Raw genomic sequence first — 19,364 nt, forward strand, 5'->3', positions numbered from 1 at the left:
ATAATCTCGATTATTTACAGGGTAAAAGGAGCTGTGACAGGCTCTGGTAATTTGCCGGAACTTCAATGCGGCATTGCTTTCGCCCTCCCCAGGCCACGTCCAGCGTCTCATTGCGCTGGACGCCGGTCAGATAAACGCTGCCGTCATCATTCACTACCGAAACTTCCCGCCCCGCTTTATTCAGCACAATTGCGCCGAAAGGCGGCGCGACGCCGTCCACCGTGCGCAACGCCGCGAACATTTTTTCGCCTTTCACCACTTCAAAATTGCGATAGCCAATGGCGCCTTCCGTCAGGGTCCCCTGAACCACCGCCCGGGTAGCCTCTACGTCATCGGCAAGGTTATTAACGTCAATGCGCGTGGTGGTGTCGTAATAACTACTGACGCCGGGAACCACCGCCAGGCCAAAGCGGTTAGTCACCGCGCGTCCGCCATCAATCGGCACCCCGGACACCTCGCCGGTACTGACCAGAATGCGGCTGCCGCCCATCGACTCGCGGTGCGCGGCGGCGCCCTGCGCGGTTGCCGTTACCCCGCCGCGTACCGTGCCGCTCAGCGCGGTGTAGCTGTCCTGCTGATAAGAGGAGTTAACATTGAGCGAACCATAGGGCGAGGCGTGGGTGTAGTAACCACTGGCAATCGCTTTACCACGCTGGTTAACGCCGGCATTGATGTTCCAGCTGTTGTTGGGGTCGGAATAATCGCTGTAAGAGGCGGTCTGGCTGGTATCCTGACGGTTCAACTGCAGGTTGTACCCCGCCCGTCGTCCATTACCGAACGGCACAGAGACGTTCAGCGCACCGCCGTAATCATCGCTGCGATAGTATTTCGACTTATATGCTGTCATCGAGACCGAGACGTTTTTGACACCGGCCACATCAAACATTTTGCTCAGTGACAAATCGGTGCGGTTACGCTGACCGCTGTTCCAGTAATCCTGATAGGTGTGACTGATATAAGCTGTCACGCTCTTCGCCGGATCGTCGGCCCAGAAGGTTTTGTTCGCCGTCAGGGTATAAGCCTGCTTCTCACGACGTTGGTATTCACCCGTCTTGCTGCTGTTACGGACATCCAGATAACTGGACATGTCCATATATTTACGCTGCGAGAAACGGTAGCCGGCGAAAGTGATTTGGCTGTTCCAAGCATCAAAGCGCTTGGCATATTGCACCTTGAGCGACATACCGGCGTCACGATCCCGTCCCGGCAGTCTGGCAACTGACTGGGTGACATCCATTGACAGCGCGCCGAGGGCGTTCAGATTAACGCCCGCTCCGGCGTTCAGCGCGTTGTAATTACCCGCCAGCAGCGAGCCGCCATACAGCGACCAGGTGTTATTCAGCCCCCAGGAGAAATCAGCCATCACCAGCCCCTGACCGGTTAGGCGATGATTCAGCGTTGAGGGTCTGCCTGCCGAGAGGTTGTAGCGCACTTTGCCCGGACGGGTCAGATAAGGCAGCGACATATTGTTGACTTCAAAGCTGGAGACATGACCATCCTCTTCTTCGATGCGCACTTCCAGTTTGCCCCGCACACCTCTGCTCAAATCCTGAATAACAAAAGGCCCGGCGGGTACGGTAGTCTCATACAGCACGCGTCCTGCCTGCAGTACGCGCACTGTCGCGTTACTGTTAGCGATGCCGCGGATCTCCTGAGCATAGCCCTGCAGATTGGGCGGTAGCATGCGCTCATCATCGCGCAGGTTGACGCCGGTCAGGCGGAAGTTACTGAACACGGCAGAATCCAGATACAGCTCGCCAACGGCGAGACGCGCGCCCATTTCCGGCAGAGGACGAAAACCATAAATCTGGTTCCAGCTAAAGCCCCGGCTGTTGCGTAAGCGATTCCGTTCGGCATGGGCCTGATAATCCGCGCGCGCGCGCCAGCCGCCAGCATTGGCACCCAACGTTCCGTAGCTGCTGAAGCTGTTATAGGAACTGTGCGTTTCGCCACGGCCATAGCGTTTGCCAATCTGACCGCTGAGATTGTAATCCAGCAGCAAACCGGGAATACCCTGATCCCACTGCTCTGGCGGCGTCCAGTTCGGCGCAGAGTACTTCATCGACGCCTGCGGGATAGAGATCTGTAGCGTACCCTGTCCGAGGCGATTGGATACCCGCGCCCCTTCGATCGCGCTCAGATCCGCACACTCGCCGTCGCGCCAGTATTGCACCTTGTCAACAGCGGCTTTTTTCAGCGCCATCGCCTTGATCAGATCTGCGGGCAAACAGATGCGTGAGGCCTGGCTGTTCTCGGCATCGGCATAGACATGAATATTACGCTGGCTTAAGGTATTATTATTGATTCTGACATCCAGCAGATAATCGCCGGGTAATATATAGTTTTCGTTGGAAAAATTACTCAAATCAATACGGCTGCGCTCATTAATATCCAGCACATCAGTATTAAACTCCGTCACGGCCTCGGCGGAATGACTTTTGCAAAAGGACAGACCTATACATACCGCTAATAATTTTTTCCGCGAACTTAAGGAAATCATAGAGAACATCCATTAATCTCAAAGCAAATACAGCACGGTTCACTTATTCTGTCCACAGACGCTATGCATATAAAAAAAATCAAAAATAACTGAGGGATATCTGCGCCATGGCATTAATTTCCCCTGCCCCAACCTGCTGACCAAAACCACGCAAGGAAGCGTGAAAAACCAGCTGGCCCTGCTCCGACATTAATTCTTTTATATTAAATGACCTGTCGAGGGAGATTACCTCGCCTTTACTGCTGGTGAATTCAATCGCCACACCATTCACTTCGCCCCCCGGCTGTAGCAGACGGGGGTCGTACTCGCTCGGCGTACCGGAGAATTGAATACTGAACAGCCGCTCACCGTCAGAAAAGCCGTTACAGGAGGTGGTGCGTAGTACAAACTGCTGGCCGCTGTCGGCGATTCTGCTGTTAGATTCCGCCACCAGTCGCCTTACCGGCAACTGGCCAAAATCCACTGTTTGTGCCACGCTGTCGCTTGCAATACCGCAGGCCGCGGTAACGATGGCCCCTGACATTGACAATTTTCCCTGATGTTGGTCATTTGCTGTTACGCTTATTGCCGTGAGCAGTAAGGGGATACCAATGCTATAGCGTTTTAATTTTGACATGTTCTTCACCTCAACGCGGAATCAGCTGGTGGCGATTCCCTTCGTCACCAGCTACTCAGAGCAAAAAGAGTAAACCGCGTTAGTTATAAGCCAGCGTAAAAGTCGCCAGGCTGGTAAATTCACCCGGGGTGACTACGTGAGCCGCCTCTGTTGAGTTACCTTTTAATGCCGCCTGCAGGCGGATAGAGTTGTTGCCACTGTTGATCTGGATGTCCGATGAATCCTCACCGAGCGGGATCTGGGTATTGTTATCGCTCAGCAGAGCAATACCCGCGCCTGCAGCGTGTCCGCCCTGCAGACCTAATAGCGTCCCATCGGTACCATCAGCCGTACCGGTAAATTTAACGGTAACGGTTGAGTCCGCCTGGCAATCAAGCAGGTTGATATTGAAGGGAACAGGCGTCGCCTGACCGCCCTGCTTCAGCACGCTGGCAGTTACTACACCCATCGGCACGTTAATATCCGTTGAGTCTGGTGCAATACTGCATGGCGACGCAGTGATAGCGCCAGTGAAGGTGATTTTACCTGAGTCCTCGGGTGCAGCCTGTGCTGTACCGGTCAGAAAGCTGAGAGCCAGCAAAGGTGCCCACATCTTTTTCATCTGCATTGTTACTACTCCATTAAATTGAACCACTGAAAGCTATATCCTCTGTCAATGGGATCCTGTCACGCCAGGAAAATTCCTTTGACCAGATAAATATAATGAACAGCAGGTAATAAATGATATTTCCATTTAAGAAATGCATCATTAACCCACCAGGAAGAAATTCCAGTAAATGAGTTATGTCAGCCAGGTAAATTGCTTGATGGTTTTTTTTCTGTAATAAATACCATTACAAAACCTGACAAATCACACCACCTAATAATCAGTGCCATTAGAAATCAGCCGCAAAACCCAGGATCTCAATTAAGATGGTTAACTTTTTTACTTTAAGGGGCGCGTGGTCGCTATGGCTGCTGCTTATTATTCCTTGCTCGCTGTCAGCGCAGGAGTTTATCTGGGATCACAGCCGTACCAGTGAGCCGCTGCAAAATAATTTCCTGGCACCACCGGTCCCTGCCACGCCCCCCATGCTCTCCCAGCCCATGGAGACAAAACAGCCGCCCATTGACGCAGGCCGGCTGAAGCAGCAGGAACGCCAAATCAACCGACTGAAACAGGAACTTACTGCTGAAAAAAAGCTCGCCCGACAACAGCAGGCCGGGCTGAAGGCGGAGATTCAGAGCCTAAAAAAACAGGCGGCAGCGGCGCCAAAATCTCTTCCAACCGCCAACCTAGGCCCTGTATTGGATGCAATATTTACCCTGACGGATATACGGGCAAGCTTTGCCCGCCTCACCTCGTCAACCCTGAGCGCGCGCTTCTCGCTCTCGGCGGAGCAAAAAGCTGACTACGCCACCGGTATACTGATTGGGCGTGATATTGCCCTGATGCAGCAACGTAACCGTACGCTCAGTATGCCCAATGACAGCCGGGCGATCCTGGCCGGAATTGAGGATCAACTTAAGCAAAAAAATCGCCTGACCGAGGATGAACTTGACGCTGTATTGCAGAGCAGAGAGTCGTCATTGCAGACCGCCAGCCAGAGGTTTGCCTCCCAGCAGCGACTGCAGGATGCTCGCTATATTAAACAGTTTATTCAGCGTAGCGGCAGCCGTCGCGCCGCCTCGGGTTTTTACTATCGCATCGAGCAGCATGGACGGGGGAAAATCAGGAATGAAAGCCAGGTGGATATTCAGGTAACAGAGAGTCTGGCCGATGGCACAGTGGTGAATGATATGGCCCGCACCGGCTCCTTTATTTCGCAGCAGTTACAGGAGTATCCGCCGCTGTTTAAGGACGCGCTGTCACTGATTGGCAATCAGGGCCAGATTACTTTGCTGGTACCGCCGGAGCTGGCTTATGGCGACAAGGGTTATCCTCCCTCCATCCCGCCGGGAGCTACTTTAATCTATTCAATAAAGGTACAGAGCGTCACGCTGTAAGGCAGATGGCGGTTACCCCGGTAGCTGACAGCAGAAGTTAACGTTGGAAAACGGTTTTGTTTTCTATACCTTTTCAAGGCCGGAAATCAGAATCGGAACGGTTGAGTGATGCTGGTGTTAAACGGTCGCAAATAAAAAAAATCGTGGGCAAACCGCCCACGAAGGAAACAGGACCATCCTTGTCCCGAAGGGCACTCACACTATTTATTGGTCAGAATTTATACTCCGCGTTGAGCCTCCAACTGCGTCCCGGTTCGGGTATCCGCTGGCTAGAAGAAAAACCAAACTGTTCATTACCGGCACCATTCAGATGCTGTGAATAGTTCTTATTGAAAATATTATCGATACCACCGCCAACGCTGAGATCCTGGTTAATTTAGTAATTCAGCTTCTATGACAGCACGGCGAACGCTCGAGATCACGTCCGGTGACATTTCCCTGATCCTTCGCTACACGCCCCTGGCAATGACCTCATTGCGCCTCTGGCGCATATCAGTGGCACGAATGCAGTCGATACGCGCGCCAGTCACAGTTTTACCGTTCTCACTGACATTTTGTTGCCACTCGGAGAACACACCAGCCTGACGATATTCTGCATCCGCTTTCCACACCTCAGACTGCTCCTTGCGATGCTGATTTTGCTGGGCTCGTGATGTGAGTGCCATCCTTTTGCCACTCCACACTCAGGCGTGTGCCATAAACTATGCTGCCGACCTCAGAGGACATTTTCATCATCGGCGGCCGACGTAACGAATAATTGTTCATGACATGCCCGGTACTGTTGTAGTAGCCACGCAGCTTGCTGAGATGCTCGGTAAGATTGTATTTTTCCACTTTCAGCGCCGCATTGTTGCGTAGGAATTTCGCGCCGGCCATAGCTCGCCCGGCAAAGCGGGCTTCACCATCGCCGCCACTCACCGACAGCTCGACCAGATCGTCAGCGGAGGGCGTCCAGCCCAGGATTACACCGCTGTTCCACTTGCGCCACATACCCGGCACCTATGTGCCATCGCCCACTTTAAAGTTATCGGCCATTGTGTGGTTGGCATCCAGCTGTAACCAGCCGGCCGGATTGCCGGCAGCCATACTCAGCTGCTGGTCATCCCTGCCGTTAGCGCCAGCCAGAACGAAACTTTTATGCTTGGCTCAGAGAAACGTTCCGTTGCCCGTTCAAACAGCACCGTCTTCGGTCCCGAAATGATCTCCACTAAATCGAAATTCTTCGGCGAAATATAAGCCGTGGGCGAATCCATACGCGATCCTCAGCCCCTGCAGATTACCGCCATCAGCCAGAATATTCAGGCGTGAATCAAATATGCCACGAAACACCGGGTCGCCATTACTGCCGCCATTGCAGATCTGGCTGACCATCACCCTGTCTGCCTCAGTCGGAGCCACTGCGGTTACCTGCATAACATCTTCAGCACTGGTAAACTGAACTCACTGGCGCAGCAGAGTGCGGTCAGGCAGGACAGCCTGATTTTTTTAGCGGATCTCTGGCTAGAAATACGACAAACCATTTTATTTTTACCTGCTTATAATCTAAATTTAAATACCGGAAAATAACCTGCCCGTATTATTCTGCCGGTAAAATTAAACAATTATCGCCAGGGAAAAAATCACCTTGCCCGCAGAATGCTCTGTCATATATTAAGTAATTTCTCAGTGCATTAAGGCTAAATTTATCGCTAAATAAAATATAACAAAAAAAACCGGGTAAATTACCAGTTGCATTATGGTGTTATAAAGTGAAAGACGCTATTGTTATCGCGCTGATTCAGCGTTTGGGTTCAGCGTAACGTTATCCCTGAAAGCAAAGGAACATTGCAATGAAGCAACAAATTATTCTGGCGGACAAGAGCTATATTATCAGGCGCGGCCTGACTGATATGATAGAGAGCATTGCGCAAAAAAATAACACTCCGTTAGTAGTGATGGCTGAAGCTAGCAGCGTAACGGAACTCTACCATCTGCTGGCGCATCATCGGCCTGACTATTTGTTTCTCAGTCTGCAATTAACTGCCAGCGAACAGTATCCGCATCAGTCTGAAATAGAAGATTTACTACTGGTTAAGGATATAAAACAACGCCACCCGGAAATTGAGATTATTACTACCTCGCCATTTCAAAATCTGCGCCTGCTGCAGTCGGCAATAAAAGCCGGCGCTCACAGTTTTATCAGTCACAATGTCAGCGAAAACTTTCTTAGCATGCTGTTCAGTCAGCCGCATAAAAACCTTAACAGTAATACTGATAGTTCGCTGATAGCCTTTCAGCAGGGCAGAACAGGCAAAGAGCAAAGCCCGACGACCTGTCAGGCTGAAATTATCTCATTAGCCGAATACAGCCTTAGCCGCAGTAAATAAGCTCAGCTCTTTCAGCTTCGGCCCGGCGGCTGAACACGTTGACTTCGCCGCTACGAACATGATTGCCACGGTAGTTGAACTGAGCGATATTGCTGAGCACGCCCACCGCCCGCTCAGGTGCAACCAGGTACGCCAGTACCAGCTCCCGATCGCGCAAGTAATCATCTCCTGCATAAACCATTGAGATAAACGTGCCGCGCGAGTTTTTGCTCTTATGGCGCGGATAAAAACCCACTTCGTTGGCTTTGCTGGCACTCGTATAACCGACGCCCCAACGACTGTTCCAGCTGGCGCTGGCATCGAGGGCTACGTGGCTGGCATGATGGTCAAAATCACGCTGGCTGGCATAGCACTATATTGAACAAGCACCTCGGTCGCATACAGTTGCAGACCGAAAGTCAGGCTTTCGCCATAGCCGTACCGAACGTCCAGCAACTAGCTTTCCCACCTCAACTCGCCGCTGGCGAGATGGTTGATGTCCCGGTCGGTGTTGGTTTGAAAACGTTTGATCTCTGGCGAGTTGCACTTCATTGAGCGTTGAATCCAGGCTGCGCGCAGAGTGATATTGTCATGGTTTAACGATCCGCTGATGCCTGAGTAGCTGGTTGGCGACATACACATGGAGTTAGAGATAACGCCGAAAATTTTCAGCGTCTGCCAGCCCAAACGGGCATTGAGTTAGCTGCCCACCAGCGGATATTTCAGTCTAATGTTGCGCTGACCGAACTGTGAGAACCCGCCGGCATGATCCTCGCTGTTATGCAGCACGCTTCGAGAGTTGAACCAGTCACAGGCCCCGGGCCTGACAGCGCCATACCACACCGCATCGATACCAATAAGGTCATGAAAATAGCCTGACTGATAGTCCACAGCGCCCCCCTGTCCCCAGGCATTATGGACCCGCTGCGCACTGGAATTATCTTCCTTAATATATTTCCACTGATTTTTAAGCGACAACGCAAGTTGAGCATCAGTGAAAAAGGGGTCAGCGAGAGCCTAATTCCATAGCGTATTTTGCTGCTTAATATCCTTAGCTGCGGCCCGTCCGCTGATCGACAGAATCAACAAAGCCAGGCTAGTAGCGAGATGAGCTGAATGCATGAATCCTTTAATCCTGATGAAGTAGCCGTAACCGTCTATTTATAGGTATCAACAGCCGACGATGTTATTGACTACCTTAACCAACCGCCGACTGTCGTGCATGGCTCTTCCCCCTCTCCTGCTAATAAAACAGGAGAGGGTAAAGTCATGACCCGGATAGCATTGCTGTGCAATACGACTAATAAAAACCCGCTCCATAATATAAGTTTCATTATGGATGATGATGTACTGCTAACCATACCTGTCAGATAAGTTAAAAGCAGAGTTATGGATTGAGACGCACCGCGCTGTTGCTGGCATACCTGATAATTAAAATTCTTCCCCTCCGACTTTATCGGCTAACTCCGGCTATAACAGCTATCACTCTGGATTTACTTATCCATCATTAACTCAGCTCCTGGCTCATAAAAAAACCAGTTTTTAACCGCTGAGAAATCGTTGCGCGTTAATTCTCGCTCTGACACCACGATTTCATCATGAGGCAGCGGCCAGTTGATATTCAGCCATGGGTCGTTCCAGATAACTGCCCTTTCATATGCCAGATTCCATTGACCTGTGCACTTAAACTCTACCACGGTGTTATCAACCAGCGAGCAGAAGCCATGCAGAAAACCGCCCGGCACCCATAATAAGCTATTGTCATCTTCAGACAGGTTTATGCTAATCCATTTACCAAACCAGGGGGAGTTGGTGCGGACGTCAACCACCACGTCAAAAATCCTGCCTTTGGTGCAGCGTACCAGTTTATCCTGAATATATGGTTCGATTTGACAATGCAGCCCCCTAACCACCCCGCGATGATTCACTGTGAAATTTTCCTGGAATACACAGCAATCGACGCCCAGATTTTTCAGATAATCGCGGTTGAAAATTTCGGAAAATGTTCCACGGTTATCATCGATAACTTGGTGTTTAATTAATTTCACATCTGGAATACTTAATGACTCAATGTTGAATTTACCCATAACTCATCCATAGTTAACGCTATCTGTCATCAGCAAGCCAGCAGCATCATGCCTGCATTGTCCTGTCCGGGTCACCAGCAGATTGAAAAGATAGTCGCCGTAACGACCTTTTTTTAATTTCTCAGCACTGTGATAAAGTTCCTCGTCACTTAACCAGCCGTTTCTCCAGGCAATCTCCTCCGGGCAGGATAAAACGAGGTTGTGCTTATGCTGCTCTTGTTTTACAAACGAACCTGCCATATGCAAACTATCATTGGTCCCGGTATCCAGCCAGAAGACATCCTCCGCTAAAAATTCAACGTTTAACGCATTGTTCTTCAGATAGGTGGCATTAACGCAGGTTATTTCCAGTTCTCCCCGCCCGGAGGGTTTAATGGTCTTAGCGATATCGACAACCTGACTGTCATAGTGATACAAGCCAGTTACAGCCCAGTCAGATTTTGGTCGTTCCGGCTTCTCTTCGATGCTGAGGACATTACGGGATGCATCCAACTCTACGACGCCAAAGCGGCAGGGATCTGCCACCTGATGGCAATAAATAGTGGCGCCGCAGGACGTTCTGTTGGCCGGATTCGACAGTTTAACGTTAAACGAATGCTGGCCAATAAAAATATTATCGCCCAAAATCAGGAAGACCGATTCATGGCCAATAAACTTCTCGCCAATAATGAAAGCTTGGGCCAGCCCTGCTGGCTCAGGCTGTATCGCATAGCTAAGATTAATACCCATATGGCCGCCATTGCCCAGCAGGCGGATAAAGCTGCCCTGATCCTCTGGCGTGGTGATTATTAATATATCCCTGACGCCAGCCTGCATTAAAACAGCCAGCGGATAATAAATCATTGGCTTGTCATAAACCGATAACAGCTGCTTGGAGATGGCAATCGTCGTTGGGTACAACCTGGTTCCGGAACCTCCAGCCAGAATAATCCCTTTCATAAATCTTAATTCCTTAATGTTAAATAAGCGTGGGGAGATGACTCTCTTTAATCGTTTCTACCCATGGTAAATTAGTTAAATACCATTTAACGGTATTACGGATACCGCTTTCAAAAGACTCCTGGGGTTGCCAACCCAGTTCCCGCCTAATTTTACTGGCATCGATAGCATAACGGCGATCGTGGCCTGGACGATCGGTTACATAAGTAATTTGCTCACGACAGGAGACTGTTTTTGGCGCAAACTCATCCAGCAGGTCACAGATGGCGTGCACTACCTGAATATTTTTCTTCTCATTGTGCCCGCCAATATTGTAGGTCTCACCCGCTTTACCTGCTGTCGCCACTAAATATAGCGCCCGAGCGTGATCTTCCACATAAAGCCAGTCTCTAATCTGGTCGCCTTTACCATATACCGGCAGTGGCTTCCCAGCTAAGGCATTAAGGATAATTAAGGGAATAAGCTTTTCCGGATAGTGGTAAGGTCCATAGTTATTAGAGCAGTTAGTGACGATGGTCGGCAAACCATAGGTGCGGGCCCAAGCGCGGACCAGATGATCGCTGGCGGCTTTGGATGCAGAATAGGGACTGCTTGGCGCATAGGCGGTTTTTTCATGAAAAAGTGGCAGTGGGTCAGCCTCAGCCAGATCATCGGGATGGGGCAAATCGCCATATACTTCATCCGTAGAGATATGATGAAAGCGAAAGCGCATTTTTTTCAGTGCATCCAGCTCTGACCAGTATTTTCGCGCCACTTCAAGTAGCACCCAGGTACCGATAATATTGGTATTTATAAATGTCGCGGCGCTCAGAATAGAACGGTCAACATGGCTTTCCGCAGCAAGATGCATCACAACATCGGGTTGGTGCCTAGCGAATATCTGCGTCATCTTTTCCTTATCACCGATATCAGCATATTCAAACTGATAGCGCTCAGAATTTTCTATTTCAGCCAGCGAGGCTAAATTTCCTGCATAGGTCAGCTTATCAACATTGATGACCTCATCCTGGCTGTTCCTGATTATATGGCGTATGAGAGCGGAGCCGATAAAACCCGCACCGCCAGTGACTAAAATTTTCATTTCCTTTCCCGGCTTAAAAGAGATTGAGAGAAAAATCAGTATCGCTGAGATAAATAATACCCATGCTCTTTCTCAGGGCGTGACACTTCGGCCATTGCTGGCAATCACTTGCTGATACCAGTAAAAGCTCTGTTTTCTGCTGCGTTGCAGGGAGCCGGAGCCATCTGGCTGCAGGTCGACATAGATAAAGCCGTAGCGCTTGGACACTTCCGCCTTTGATGCACTAATCAAATCGATTGGCCCCCAGCAGGTGTAGCCCATGACTTCCACGCCGTCAGCGATCGCTTGCCGCACCTGAGCCAGATGATCATTGAGATAGCTGATGCGATAGCCATCATCAATGCGACCGTCGTCCCCGGGTTTATCCTGCGCGCCGAGACCATTTTCAACGATAAACAGCGGCTTCTGATAGCGATCCCACAGCGTATTTAGCAGAGTGCGCAGACCGATCGGATCTATTTGCCAGCCCCATTCGGAGCTTTCAAGATGTGGATTCGGCACCATATTGAGGATATTGCCGCGCTGTTTTGCCGCCAGCGCTGAATCCGCCGTTACGCATCCGGTCATGTAATAGCTGAAAGAGACGAAGTCCACGGTATGGCGCAATGCTGCCTGATCTTCTGCGGTCATATGCAGCGTAATGCCGTTATCGCGCAAATAACGTTGCATATAGCCCGGCCAGGCTCCCCGGCACTGAACGTCGCCGAAGAACAGCCAGCTACGGTTCTCCTGCAGAGTGGCAAAAACATCGACGGGCTTACAGGTGAGCGGGTAGGCCAGGCCACCAAGCAGCATATTGCCAATTTTAGCATCAGGAATAATTTCATGGCAGGCCTTTACCGCCAGGCCGCTGGCGACCAGCTGATGGTGAATCGCCTGGTAGATTTCTGCCTCAGTACATCCCGCCGGCAGGCCAACGCCGGTTAAAGGCGCATGCAGTGACATGTTGATCTCGTTGAACGTCAGCCACAGCTTCACTTTATGGTGATAGCGTGTAAACACGGTACGGGCATAGCGCTCAAACAGCTCAATCAGCTTACGGTTGCCCCACCCGCCATAATTTTCCACCAGCCCCCATGGCATCTCGTAGTGAGACAGGGTTACCATCGGTTGGATCTGGAACCGGAGCAGTTCATCAAACAGCGCATCGTACCAGGCCAAGCCCGCCTCATTGGGTTGCAGTTCATCGCCCTGCGGAAAAATGCGCGCCCAGGCAATGGATACCCGCAGGCAAGTGAATCCCATCTCAGCAAACAGGGCGATATCCTGCGGATAACGATGGTAGAAATCTATCGCGACATCTTTAATACTCCAGTCACCTGGCTTTCTCTGCGTCACAGGACCAAAAATACCATCAGGCAGCATATCGGACGTCGATATCCCTTTACCGCCCTCCTGCCACGCTCCTTCAACCTGATTGGCCGCCAGCGCGCCGCCCCATAAAAATCCATCAGGAAACTCTACCCTCATAATCTTTTCCCTTTATGTTCAGCGTATAACCAGCAGGAAAGGAGCGCCAGCATGGACAGAAACACCCTGTTGCGCCGGCTCCACTCCGGCGAATTCGTCACTGTTGCTAATGATAACCGGCGTGCTCAAATCGTAGCCTTTGCGCAGCATGGCCTCACGCTCGAAGGTAATCAGCACATCGCCGGGCTGAATTCTGTCACCCGGTTTGACCCAGGCGGTGAAATGCTCGCCCTTGAGTTTCACCGTGTCGATACCAATGTGAATCAGCACCTCAATGCCGCTGTCACTGATCAGTCCGATCGCGTGCCGGGTGGCGAACAGTGAGGCGACCTCGCCATGAAAAGGCGCCAGCACCCGCCCCTGGTCAGGAATAATTGCCGCCCCGGCGCCCATCACACCGCTGGCAAAGGTGGCATCCGCGACCGCTTCGAGCGCGACGGCGGCGCCGCTCAGCGGCGCCAGAATATGGTTATCGCCGGTAACGCCTGTACCTTGAGGTTTCTGCTCCGGCATCGACTTCGGAGCTCCAGCGACCAGCGTCAGCAGGCAGGAAAGCCCCAGAGAAACCGCCACGCCGGCAACAGCGCCCCACACCGTGCTATCCACTCCGCCCGGAGGAATAACCTGGGCAAGGGTGAAAATGCTCGCCATGCCAAAGGAGTAGACCTGACTCTGGCTGAAGCCGACCACCGCGCCGCCAACAGCGCCGCCGATGCAACCGAAAATAAACGGCCGACGGCCCGGCAGAGTGACGCCATACACCGCAGGCTCAGTGACACCGAAGACGCCAGCGACAGCCCCTGATCCCGCCAGCGTTTTCAGGCGCACATCACGAGTTTTGAGCAACACCCCGATAGCTGAACCAACCTGGCCAAATACCGCTGGCAGCAGGATCGCCAGCATGGGATCATGACCGAGGATCGACAGGTTATTCATCATCAGAGGAACCAGTCCCCAGTGCAGACCGAAGATCACACACACCTGCCACAGCGTGCCTAGAATGCCTCCAGCCAGCCAGGGGGCGAACTCATAGACAGCAAGGAAACCAGCGGCCAGCAGTTCGCCCATTCGGGTTGCCAGCGGTCCGATCACCAGTAAAGTCAGCGGCACAACCACCGTGATGCATACCAAGGGCGTCAAGAAGTTCTTCACCGCTGCTGGCATTCGCTTATTACATTGTCGCTCTAGCCAGCAGCAGAACCATGCGGCACAGACAGCCGGAATGACTGAGGAGGCGTAGTTAATGTAAACCACCGGGATACCAAGGAAGCTTTCGGTTGCGCCCCCTGCCTCCATCTCAAAGGCTTGCAGTATCATCGGGTGCACCAGCGACCCACTGACGACCATGGTTAAGAAAGGATTGCCGCCAAATTTTTTACCCGCGGTATAGCCGAGCACCAGCGGCAGAAAGTAGAACAGGGCATCGCTGGCAGCAAACAGGATGCGCCAGGTACCGCTGCTCTCACTCAGCCAGCCGAGCGGCAGGCTGAGCGCCAGAAACCCTTTTAATATGCCGCTGGCAGCCAGAACGCCAAGAAATGGCGTGAAAATGCCGGAAACCACATCGATAAGCCTTGCCAGCAGCGAGCCCTTCTCTTCCTCTTCGCCTGCGGGCTGCTGGGTCGCAGCATCATCGCTGAGTCCGGCGGCCTGGCATACCGCCAGCCAGACATCATGCACGTGATTACCGATTACCACCTGAAACTGACCGCCGCTCTCCACCACCATGAGCACCTCAGGATTGAGCTTCAGGCCTGCGGCATCCGCCTGGTGGTGATCGTGTAGCTTAAAGCGCAATCGCGTCGCGCAGTGCAGCAGACTTTTAATATTCTCCCGCCCGCCAACATGGCGCAGGATATCGCTGGCCAGCTCCTGATATTGCATAGTAGTTTCCATCCTTAGTCCTGAGGCGTTAGGCATTCGCCGCCCGATGAGCTACCATGCGGCGTCCTGTGCCGTCTGACGGCTACACTGTCGCTGCTTATTCAGCCAGCAGCGCCTGGTACCGGGCCTGATACTGTGGAGCATCCCATGAACCGTCGAACAGGGTATAAACGATATAGCCCTTGTTAAGCCAGCCGGAGTCGGTGTTATCCGTGGTTGGCTCCAGCGCCGCCGGATTAAAAATCTGCTTCGCTTTGCCGTCTTCCATTAGCTGGTAACCAATTTGCGGCGTGGGATACCTCTCGTTTTCACTGTAATGCACGCCTTTGATGTGAGACCTGGCCAGCGCCGGATAATTGATGCTCAGTCCGGAACCTTTCGGTAATAGCGGCGAACCTGCGGTACGCTTAGCATTGAGCTTATCAACTAAACCAACGACGTAATCAACCGAGTCCGGCTGATATTTATGCGTCGCTGGCCAGTGATTTTTCATCTCCTGTTCGGAAAGCAGGTAGCCGATACTGGCGGCAATGGCCGGAATGCCGTAGCGCACAGCACGAACCGCAGCGCTGACGGTGCCGCTGTTCACCTGGGACATACCTGTATTGGGACCGTCGTTAACCCCGGAGATCACCAGATCTGGCGGATTATCCTTCAGCAAACCGCGCAAGCCGAAATCTACCGCATCGGCAGGGGTGCCAGGAAAGCAGTAACGCCGGTCTGCGACTGTTTTTACCTCGAACAATTTGCCGGTTTTGAAAGTGATTGCGGAACCGACGCCGCTCTGATTAGTGGCTGGAGCCACCATCCAGACCTCATAACCTTTAGCCTTCAGCTTATCCTGCAATAAGGTACTGCCAGCAGATTCACAGCCGTCGTCGTTGACGATTAAAATTTTTAAAGGAGCTGACACCGCCTGTGCCGACAGGCTCAGAGTGGCGAGTAAAAATAACGAAAAGATAATTACCTTGCTTTGCATAACTGCTCCCTAGATTAAAGGCTGACAGATAACTCATTCAGCCAGCTGGATTAATCTACGATCCTAATTGCATCACAAAGTACCCTCCGCTCAGAATGAAGTCTATAAACCCAGCTAAACATTTGTGATGGGATTCAAATTAAACCAACAATATAACAGTGGCAACGGAATTACTTACCATTTCACTCACTTTTATTACCGATCAGTGCATACTCCGATAACAAAAAAGTCGCATAAAAATAATTGGTTACAGATATAAGACCGGGCAGCCGATTTTTATCGGCAAAATAATTAGCAGAAATAAAATCGCAATCACTTTCACCAGAATTACACTCAGACAAATATCATATAACTGATAACAGCACCCTCTGAAAAACAACCCAGCCACCCTTAATAAGGAAAAATTCAGATCGACACCCATCTTTTTCTCATAATAACCAGAGAAGCACATCGCGATATTCAGTTTTTCTTTGCCACCAAGCAAGCCGGTACCTTACCAGCAATCGGCGTTGTTACTACCTTGCTGATCAGCGATACGCATATCCAAGGTGGGGATGACGGTTATTCATTGCACCAGTGACGTCCGGCGGCGCTGAATGCCATGCCAAAGGAGCTGGATGCAACTAGTCAGGCGATTCTGGCAGGAAGTGAACCCAGCTGACCAGCAGCTGCTCTCTTGAGAGCGACACGCTGCGCCCCATGGAGAAACCGGGGAGTACAATCCGTCTGTCAGCTTTACAGCCTGCTGGCTCAGACGCAGATGTTTGATATTGCTCGGTAAGCAGCGTCAACCGCTGCCATAGCTTTAATAAGCTAGACCTGCTTGCAAGGTTGCTTTTATGACGCCAAAAGGTTTACACCAATCAGTTTGAAGGTTTACACCAATCAGTTTGATTGATGACCGAGAGATTCCGCCATACTCAGCGCTGTTCTCCCGGTACCAGCTATAAACGAATATGCACATCCGGGCGGGAACGAACTGTCCCCGCCGGAGCAGTTTTATCTGCTGGCTGCCTGCTAACAGGAAGTACTACATTTGTCGGCTAGCTGCTGTTAATGTACCAGCAGCCGTTGTATTACATATCTATATTAAGTACTTTCCCAAACAAATGGCTTTCAGGTATCGAAATCCAGGTATTTTTATCACCATTAATACGGACTCTGTCAGAGGGTTCTGAAGTCCCTCCGATCACCCGACTATCGGTGATCCACGCTTTAAAGTAAGCAGATGCCTGTTCACGGTAACCATCTGCATCTGATGTCGTTCCATCACTTCCAGTCACTCTCAGGTCCCACGCGTCTGATGAACCAACGTGAGTTTGTCTAAAATAAACCGAGATTCCAGGAACTGGCTTACCTGTTGCAACATCAACGACACGTACTTTTACATAATACATCCAGTACCCTCCCAGGCCAGTCAGCTTCCACGTCTGATGGTAAGAGTCGATACGAACTTGCCGTGCGATTCTCGCCTCACTGCTGGATACCTCGGTTCCTTGTGCGATCGCAGTTTTCGGCGTGACGCGTACCTGGATTTCCCTTCCACCATAAGAACGGGGAGGTGTAAATGTCTTCAGCTTTGCATCCGGCGTGTCGCTTACCAGATTCCATTGCAAGCTTCCCCTTTCGCGCCAGTACCACTGAAACGTAGACGCATCACTACCATTCCCATTAGCGTTAAATCTATACTCTGCGGTCAGCGGTTGACCGACAATCGCAATCCCTGCTGGTGATATACTCACGTCCGTAACAGAGGGCGGAGCTAAAATCTCATCAGTCTGCGGAGATATCCCAACGGCGAGTGATGGCACACTTTTGCTGGAAACTTCAATGTAAAGCTTACTATTCAGCAATTGAGTATCCCAGGCTCTAAAGGTGGCTTTACCATTACTCAGTTCAGAGTTGCCCTGCCAGCTATAACCCTTGGTAGATTTCCAGACGATATTAATATCGTCATTCGGCAAACCAAGCCCTGATACATCAACGTTATAGGTTGCATTCAATCCCCCCAGGCCAACAGGCGCAGGTTTTGGCGGCGTTTTTATCCCAACGTCCACAGCAACCTCAATTGAGGCAGGTGCATCGTACGTATCCGTTGCCGTCTGAGATACCGTTATCTTAGCGCTTCCCGCAGCGATAAAAGTCAATTCACCGCTGTTGCTAACGGAAACAATCTGGGGCTTATCCGATCGGTAACTTTTCACGCCTGCACCGTTTCCGCCGCTCACCAACAAGGTCTGCGCTCTGCTACCATAAGTGGTCGATACCGGTTGCGCGACCAGCGCTGGTGAGGTGTTGCGTACTATGGCTACACCCTGACTGAATACTTCAGTCCCTGGCTCATCCGGCTTCGCGCTACCTACAGGTGTGACACCCACTCGTACCTCGTAGCCTGCGTAAGAAACATCCGTGACGAATGTCTTACTGGTATTGCCATCTTTCTGGGCCGGTTGCCAGACATCGTTACTTCCTGTTTTTCTCCAGTACCACTGATACCGGGAATCATCGGCTCCTGTTCCCTGGGCATTAAACCCGGTATAGCTGGCCTGCAGTGGCGCTTTCACAATAGCGGTCGCTGAAGGTGACACACTGACACTGGTAATGGACGGTGTGCCGTAAATTGATACCGCGTTACTGAATACCTCTTCCCCCTGCACCGTCTGGTTTTTGCCTTTGGGCGTAACCCCAACCCGCACGTCATAGCCAACGTAAGAATCCTCGGTGACAAAAGTCTGGGCGGTATTGCCATCTTTCTGGGCCGGTTGCCAGGCATCGTTACTTCCTGTTTTTCTCCAGTACCACTGATACCGGGAATCATCGGCTCCTGTCCCCTGAGCATCAAAGCCTGTGTAGCTTGCCTTAATGCCGGTATTCACTGGGGCAGTGGCAGAAGGTGACACACTGACACTGCTAATAAGCGGTATGCCGATAATTTCCGCGGTCTGCGGAGATTTTCCGGGTTTTATTGATGAGATACTTTTGCTGGAAACTTCAACATATAACTCGCTGTTCAGCAGCACAGGATCTTGGGCAACAAAGCTGGCTATACCATTACTAATCTGGTCATTTCCATTTTTGCGGTAACCCTTGGTAGATTTCCAGTCGATATTAATATCGTTAATGCGCAAACCCAGCATTGAAACATCAACGGTATAGGTTGCGCCCAGTCCGTCCGCACCAACAGGTTGCGGTTTGGCCGGCGCTTTCATCCCGACATCAACCGCTACCCTAAGATCGGCCGGAGCCTTTTGCGTTTCCGTTTCCGCCTGTGACACCGTTATCATTGCGCTGCCCGCGCCAGTAAAGGTCAGCAGCCCGATGCTGTCAATGGTTACCACGCCAGGATTATCCGAACTGTAGCTTTTCTCACCGCCGTTACCGCCGTTCACTTTCAGCGTCTGCGGTGCATCGCCGTAAGTCACACTGACCGGCTGTGCGCTCAGCGCCGTCGATGCGGCTTTATTTACCGTCACCGTC

16 protein-coding genes are annotated in these 19,364 nt (G+C 51.4%); 2 read left to right on the forward strand and 14 right to left on the reverse strand.

What is annotated here, in order from left to right; translation table 11 throughout:
- Positions 1-10: 10 nt before the first annotated feature.
- The 3 genes from AB1287_RS17375 to AB1287_RS17385 all read right to left on the reverse strand — a co-directional run bounded on the left by AB1287_RS17375 (position 11) and on the right by AB1287_RS17385 (position 3,723).
- Positions 11-2,500 carry a fimbria/pilus outer membrane usher protein gene (locus AB1287_RS17375; RefSeq protein ID WP_435618575.1) on the reverse strand — a complete coding sequence of 830 codons (2,490 nt, stop codon included), beginning with the start codon at positions 2,498-2,500 and terminating at the stop codon, positions 11-13.
- A gap of 79 nt (positions 2,501-2,579) precedes the next feature.
- Positions 2,580-3,116 carry a fimbrial protein gene (locus tag AB1287_RS17380; protein ID WP_435618576.1) on the reverse strand — a complete coding sequence of 179 codons (537 nt, stop codon included), beginning with the start codon at positions 3,114-3,116 and terminating at the stop codon, positions 2,580-2,582.
- A 79-nt stretch (positions 3,117-3,195) separates the two neighbouring features.
- Positions 3,196-3,723, reverse strand: coding sequence for a fimbrial protein (locus AB1287_RS17385; RefSeq protein WP_435618577.1), 528 nt, complete (start codon positions 3,721-3,723; stop codon positions 3,196-3,198).
- Between the two features lie 305 nt (positions 3,724-4,028).
- On the opposite strand from AB1287_RS17385, the gene AB1287_RS17390 reads away from it, so the two are divergent.
- The gene (locus AB1287_RS17390; protein WP_435618578.1) at positions 4,029-5,102 is read left to right on the forward strand and encodes an FKBP-type peptidyl-prolyl cis-trans isomerase N-terminal domain-containing protein; all 1,074 of its coding nucleotides are present in this window, start codon (positions 4,029-4,031) and stop codon (positions 5,100-5,102) included.
- A gap of 612 nt (positions 5,103-5,714) precedes the next feature.
- On the opposite strand, the gene AB1287_RS17395 is transcribed toward AB1287_RS17390, so the two are convergent.
- Together AB1287_RS17395 and AB1287_RS17400 are read right to left on the reverse strand one after the other, a co-directional pair.
- On the reverse strand, positions 5,715-6,092 hold the full coding sequence (locus AB1287_RS17395; protein WP_435618579.1) for a hypothetical protein: 378 nt from the start codon (positions 6,090-6,092) through the stop codon (positions 5,715-5,717).
- Positions 6,093-6,190: 98 nt separating this feature from the next.
- Complete coding sequence (locus AB1287_RS17400) at positions 6,191-6,355, reverse strand: hypothetical protein (protein ID WP_435618580.1); 165 nt, start codon at positions 6,353-6,355, stop codon at positions 6,191-6,193.
- Between the two features lie 576 nt (positions 6,356-6,931).
- Between AB1287_RS17400 and AB1287_RS17405 the strand changes: the two genes are divergently transcribed.
- Positions 6,932-7,468 (forward strand): hypothetical protein, encoded by a 537-nt coding sequence (locus tag AB1287_RS17405; protein WP_435618581.1) that lies wholly within the window; start codon positions 6,932-6,934, stop codon positions 7,466-7,468.
- Here the strand turns inward: AB1287_RS17405 and AB1287_RS17410 are convergent.
- The 9 genes from AB1287_RS17410 to AB1287_RS17450 all read right to left on the reverse strand — a co-directional run.
- Positions 7,452-7,625 carry a hypothetical protein gene (locus AB1287_RS17410; RefSeq protein ID WP_435618582.1) on the reverse strand — a complete coding sequence of 58 codons (174 nt, stop codon included), beginning with the start codon at positions 7,623-7,625 and terminating at the stop codon, positions 7,452-7,454. The two genes, AB1287_RS17405 and AB1287_RS17410, sit on opposite strands and share 17 nt — an antisense overlap.
- 521 nt (positions 7,626-8,146) lie before the next feature.
- Positions 8,147-8,425, reverse strand: coding sequence for a hypothetical protein (locus tag AB1287_RS17415; protein ID WP_435618583.1), 279 nt, complete (start codon positions 8,423-8,425; stop codon positions 8,147-8,149).
- A gap of 515 nt (positions 8,426-8,940) precedes the next feature.
- Entirely contained in the window at positions 8,941-9,534 is a 594-nt protein-coding gene (gene rfbC / locus AB1287_RS17420; protein WP_435618584.1) for a dTDP-4-dehydrorhamnose 3,5-epimerase, read from the reverse strand.
- Between the two features lie 3 nt (positions 9,535-9,537).
- Positions 9,538-10,473 (reverse strand): glucose-1-phosphate thymidylyltransferase RfbA, encoded by a 936-nt coding sequence (gene rfbA, locus AB1287_RS17425; RefSeq protein ID WP_435618585.1) that lies wholly within the window; start codon positions 10,471-10,473, stop codon positions 9,538-9,540.
- A gap of 19 nt (positions 10,474-10,492) precedes the next feature.
- Positions 10,493-11,554, reverse strand: coding sequence for a dTDP-glucose 4,6-dehydratase (gene rfbB, locus AB1287_RS17430; protein WP_435618586.1), 1,062 nt, complete (start codon positions 11,552-11,554; stop codon positions 10,493-10,495).
- Positions 11,555-11,626: 72 nt separating this feature from the next.
- Complete coding sequence (locus AB1287_RS17435; protein WP_435618587.1) at positions 11,627-13,024, reverse strand: glycoside hydrolase family 1 protein; 1,398 nt, start codon at positions 13,022-13,024, stop codon at positions 11,627-11,629.
- A gap of 18 nt (positions 13,025-13,042) precedes the next feature.
- Complete coding sequence (bglF, locus tag AB1287_RS17440; RefSeq protein ID WP_435618617.1) at positions 13,043-14,908, reverse strand: PTS beta-glucoside transporter subunit IIABC; 1,866 nt, start codon at positions 14,906-14,908, stop codon at positions 13,043-13,045.
- 97 nt (positions 14,909-15,005) lie between these two features.
- The gene (gene surE, locus AB1287_RS17445) at positions 15,006-15,887 is read right to left on the reverse strand and encodes a 5'/3'-nucleotidase SurE (protein WP_435618588.1); all 882 of its coding nucleotides are present in this window, start codon (positions 15,885-15,887) and stop codon (positions 15,006-15,008) included.
- A gap of 1,076 nt (positions 15,888-16,963) precedes the next feature.
- Positions 16,964-19,364, reverse strand: a 2,401-nt coding sequence (locus AB1287_RS17450) for a hypothetical protein (RefSeq protein ID WP_435618589.1), incomplete at its 5' end; no start/stop codon positions are given.

It is taken from the genome of Scandinavium sp. UTDF21-P1B (assembly GCF_040750395.1).
Classification (GTDB): Bacteria; Pseudomonadota; Gammaproteobacteria; order Enterobacterales; family Enterobacteriaceae; genus Scandinavium.

Coding starts and splice junctions, on each gene's coding strand:
- AB1287_RS17375 (WP_435618575.1), bottom strand. CDS start 2,500: ATGATTTCCTTAAGTTCGCGGAAAAAATTATTAGCGGTATGTATAGGT.
- AB1287_RS17380 (WP_435618576.1), bottom strand. CDS start 3,116: ATGTCAAAATTAAAACGCTATAGCATTGGTATCCCCTTACTGCTCACG.
- AB1287_RS17385 (WP_435618577.1), bottom strand. CDS start 3,723: ATGCAGATGAAAAAGATGTGGGCACCTTTGCTGGCTCTCAGCTTTCTG.
- AB1287_RS17390 (WP_435618578.1), top strand. CDS start 4,029: ATGGTTAACTTTTTTACTTTAAGGGGCGCGTGGTCGCTATGGCTGCTG.
- AB1287_RS17395 (WP_435618579.1), bottom strand. CDS start 6,092: ATGTGGCGCAAGTGGAACAGCGGTGTAATCCTGGGCTGGACGCCCTCC.
- AB1287_RS17400 (WP_435618580.1), bottom strand. CDS start 6,355: ATGGATTCGCCCACGGCTTATATTTCGCCGAAGAATTTCGATTTAGTG.
- AB1287_RS17405 (WP_435618581.1), top strand. CDS start 6,932: ATGAAGCAACAAATTATTCTGGCGGACAAGAGCTATATTATCAGGCGC.
- rfbC (WP_435618584.1), bottom strand. CDS start 9,534: ATGGGTAAATTCAACATTGAGTCATTAAGTATTCCAGATGTGAAATTA.
- rfbA (WP_435618585.1), bottom strand. CDS start 10,473: ATGAAAGGGATTATTCTGGCTGGAGGTTCCGGAACCAGGTTGTACCCA.
- rfbB (WP_435618586.1), bottom strand. CDS start 11,554: ATGAAAATTTTAGTCACTGGCGGTGCGGGTTTTATCGGCTCCGCTCTC.
- AB1287_RS17435 (WP_435618587.1), bottom strand. CDS start 13,024: ATGAGGGTAGAGTTTCCTGATGGATTTTTATGGGGCGGCGCGCTGGCG.
- bglF (WP_435618617.1), bottom strand. CDS start 14,908: ATGCAATATCAGGAGCTGGCCAGCGATATCCTGCGCCATGTTGGCGGG.
- surE (WP_435618588.1), bottom strand. CDS start 15,887: ATGCAAAGCAAGGTAATTATCTTTTCGTTATTTTTACTCGCCACTCTG.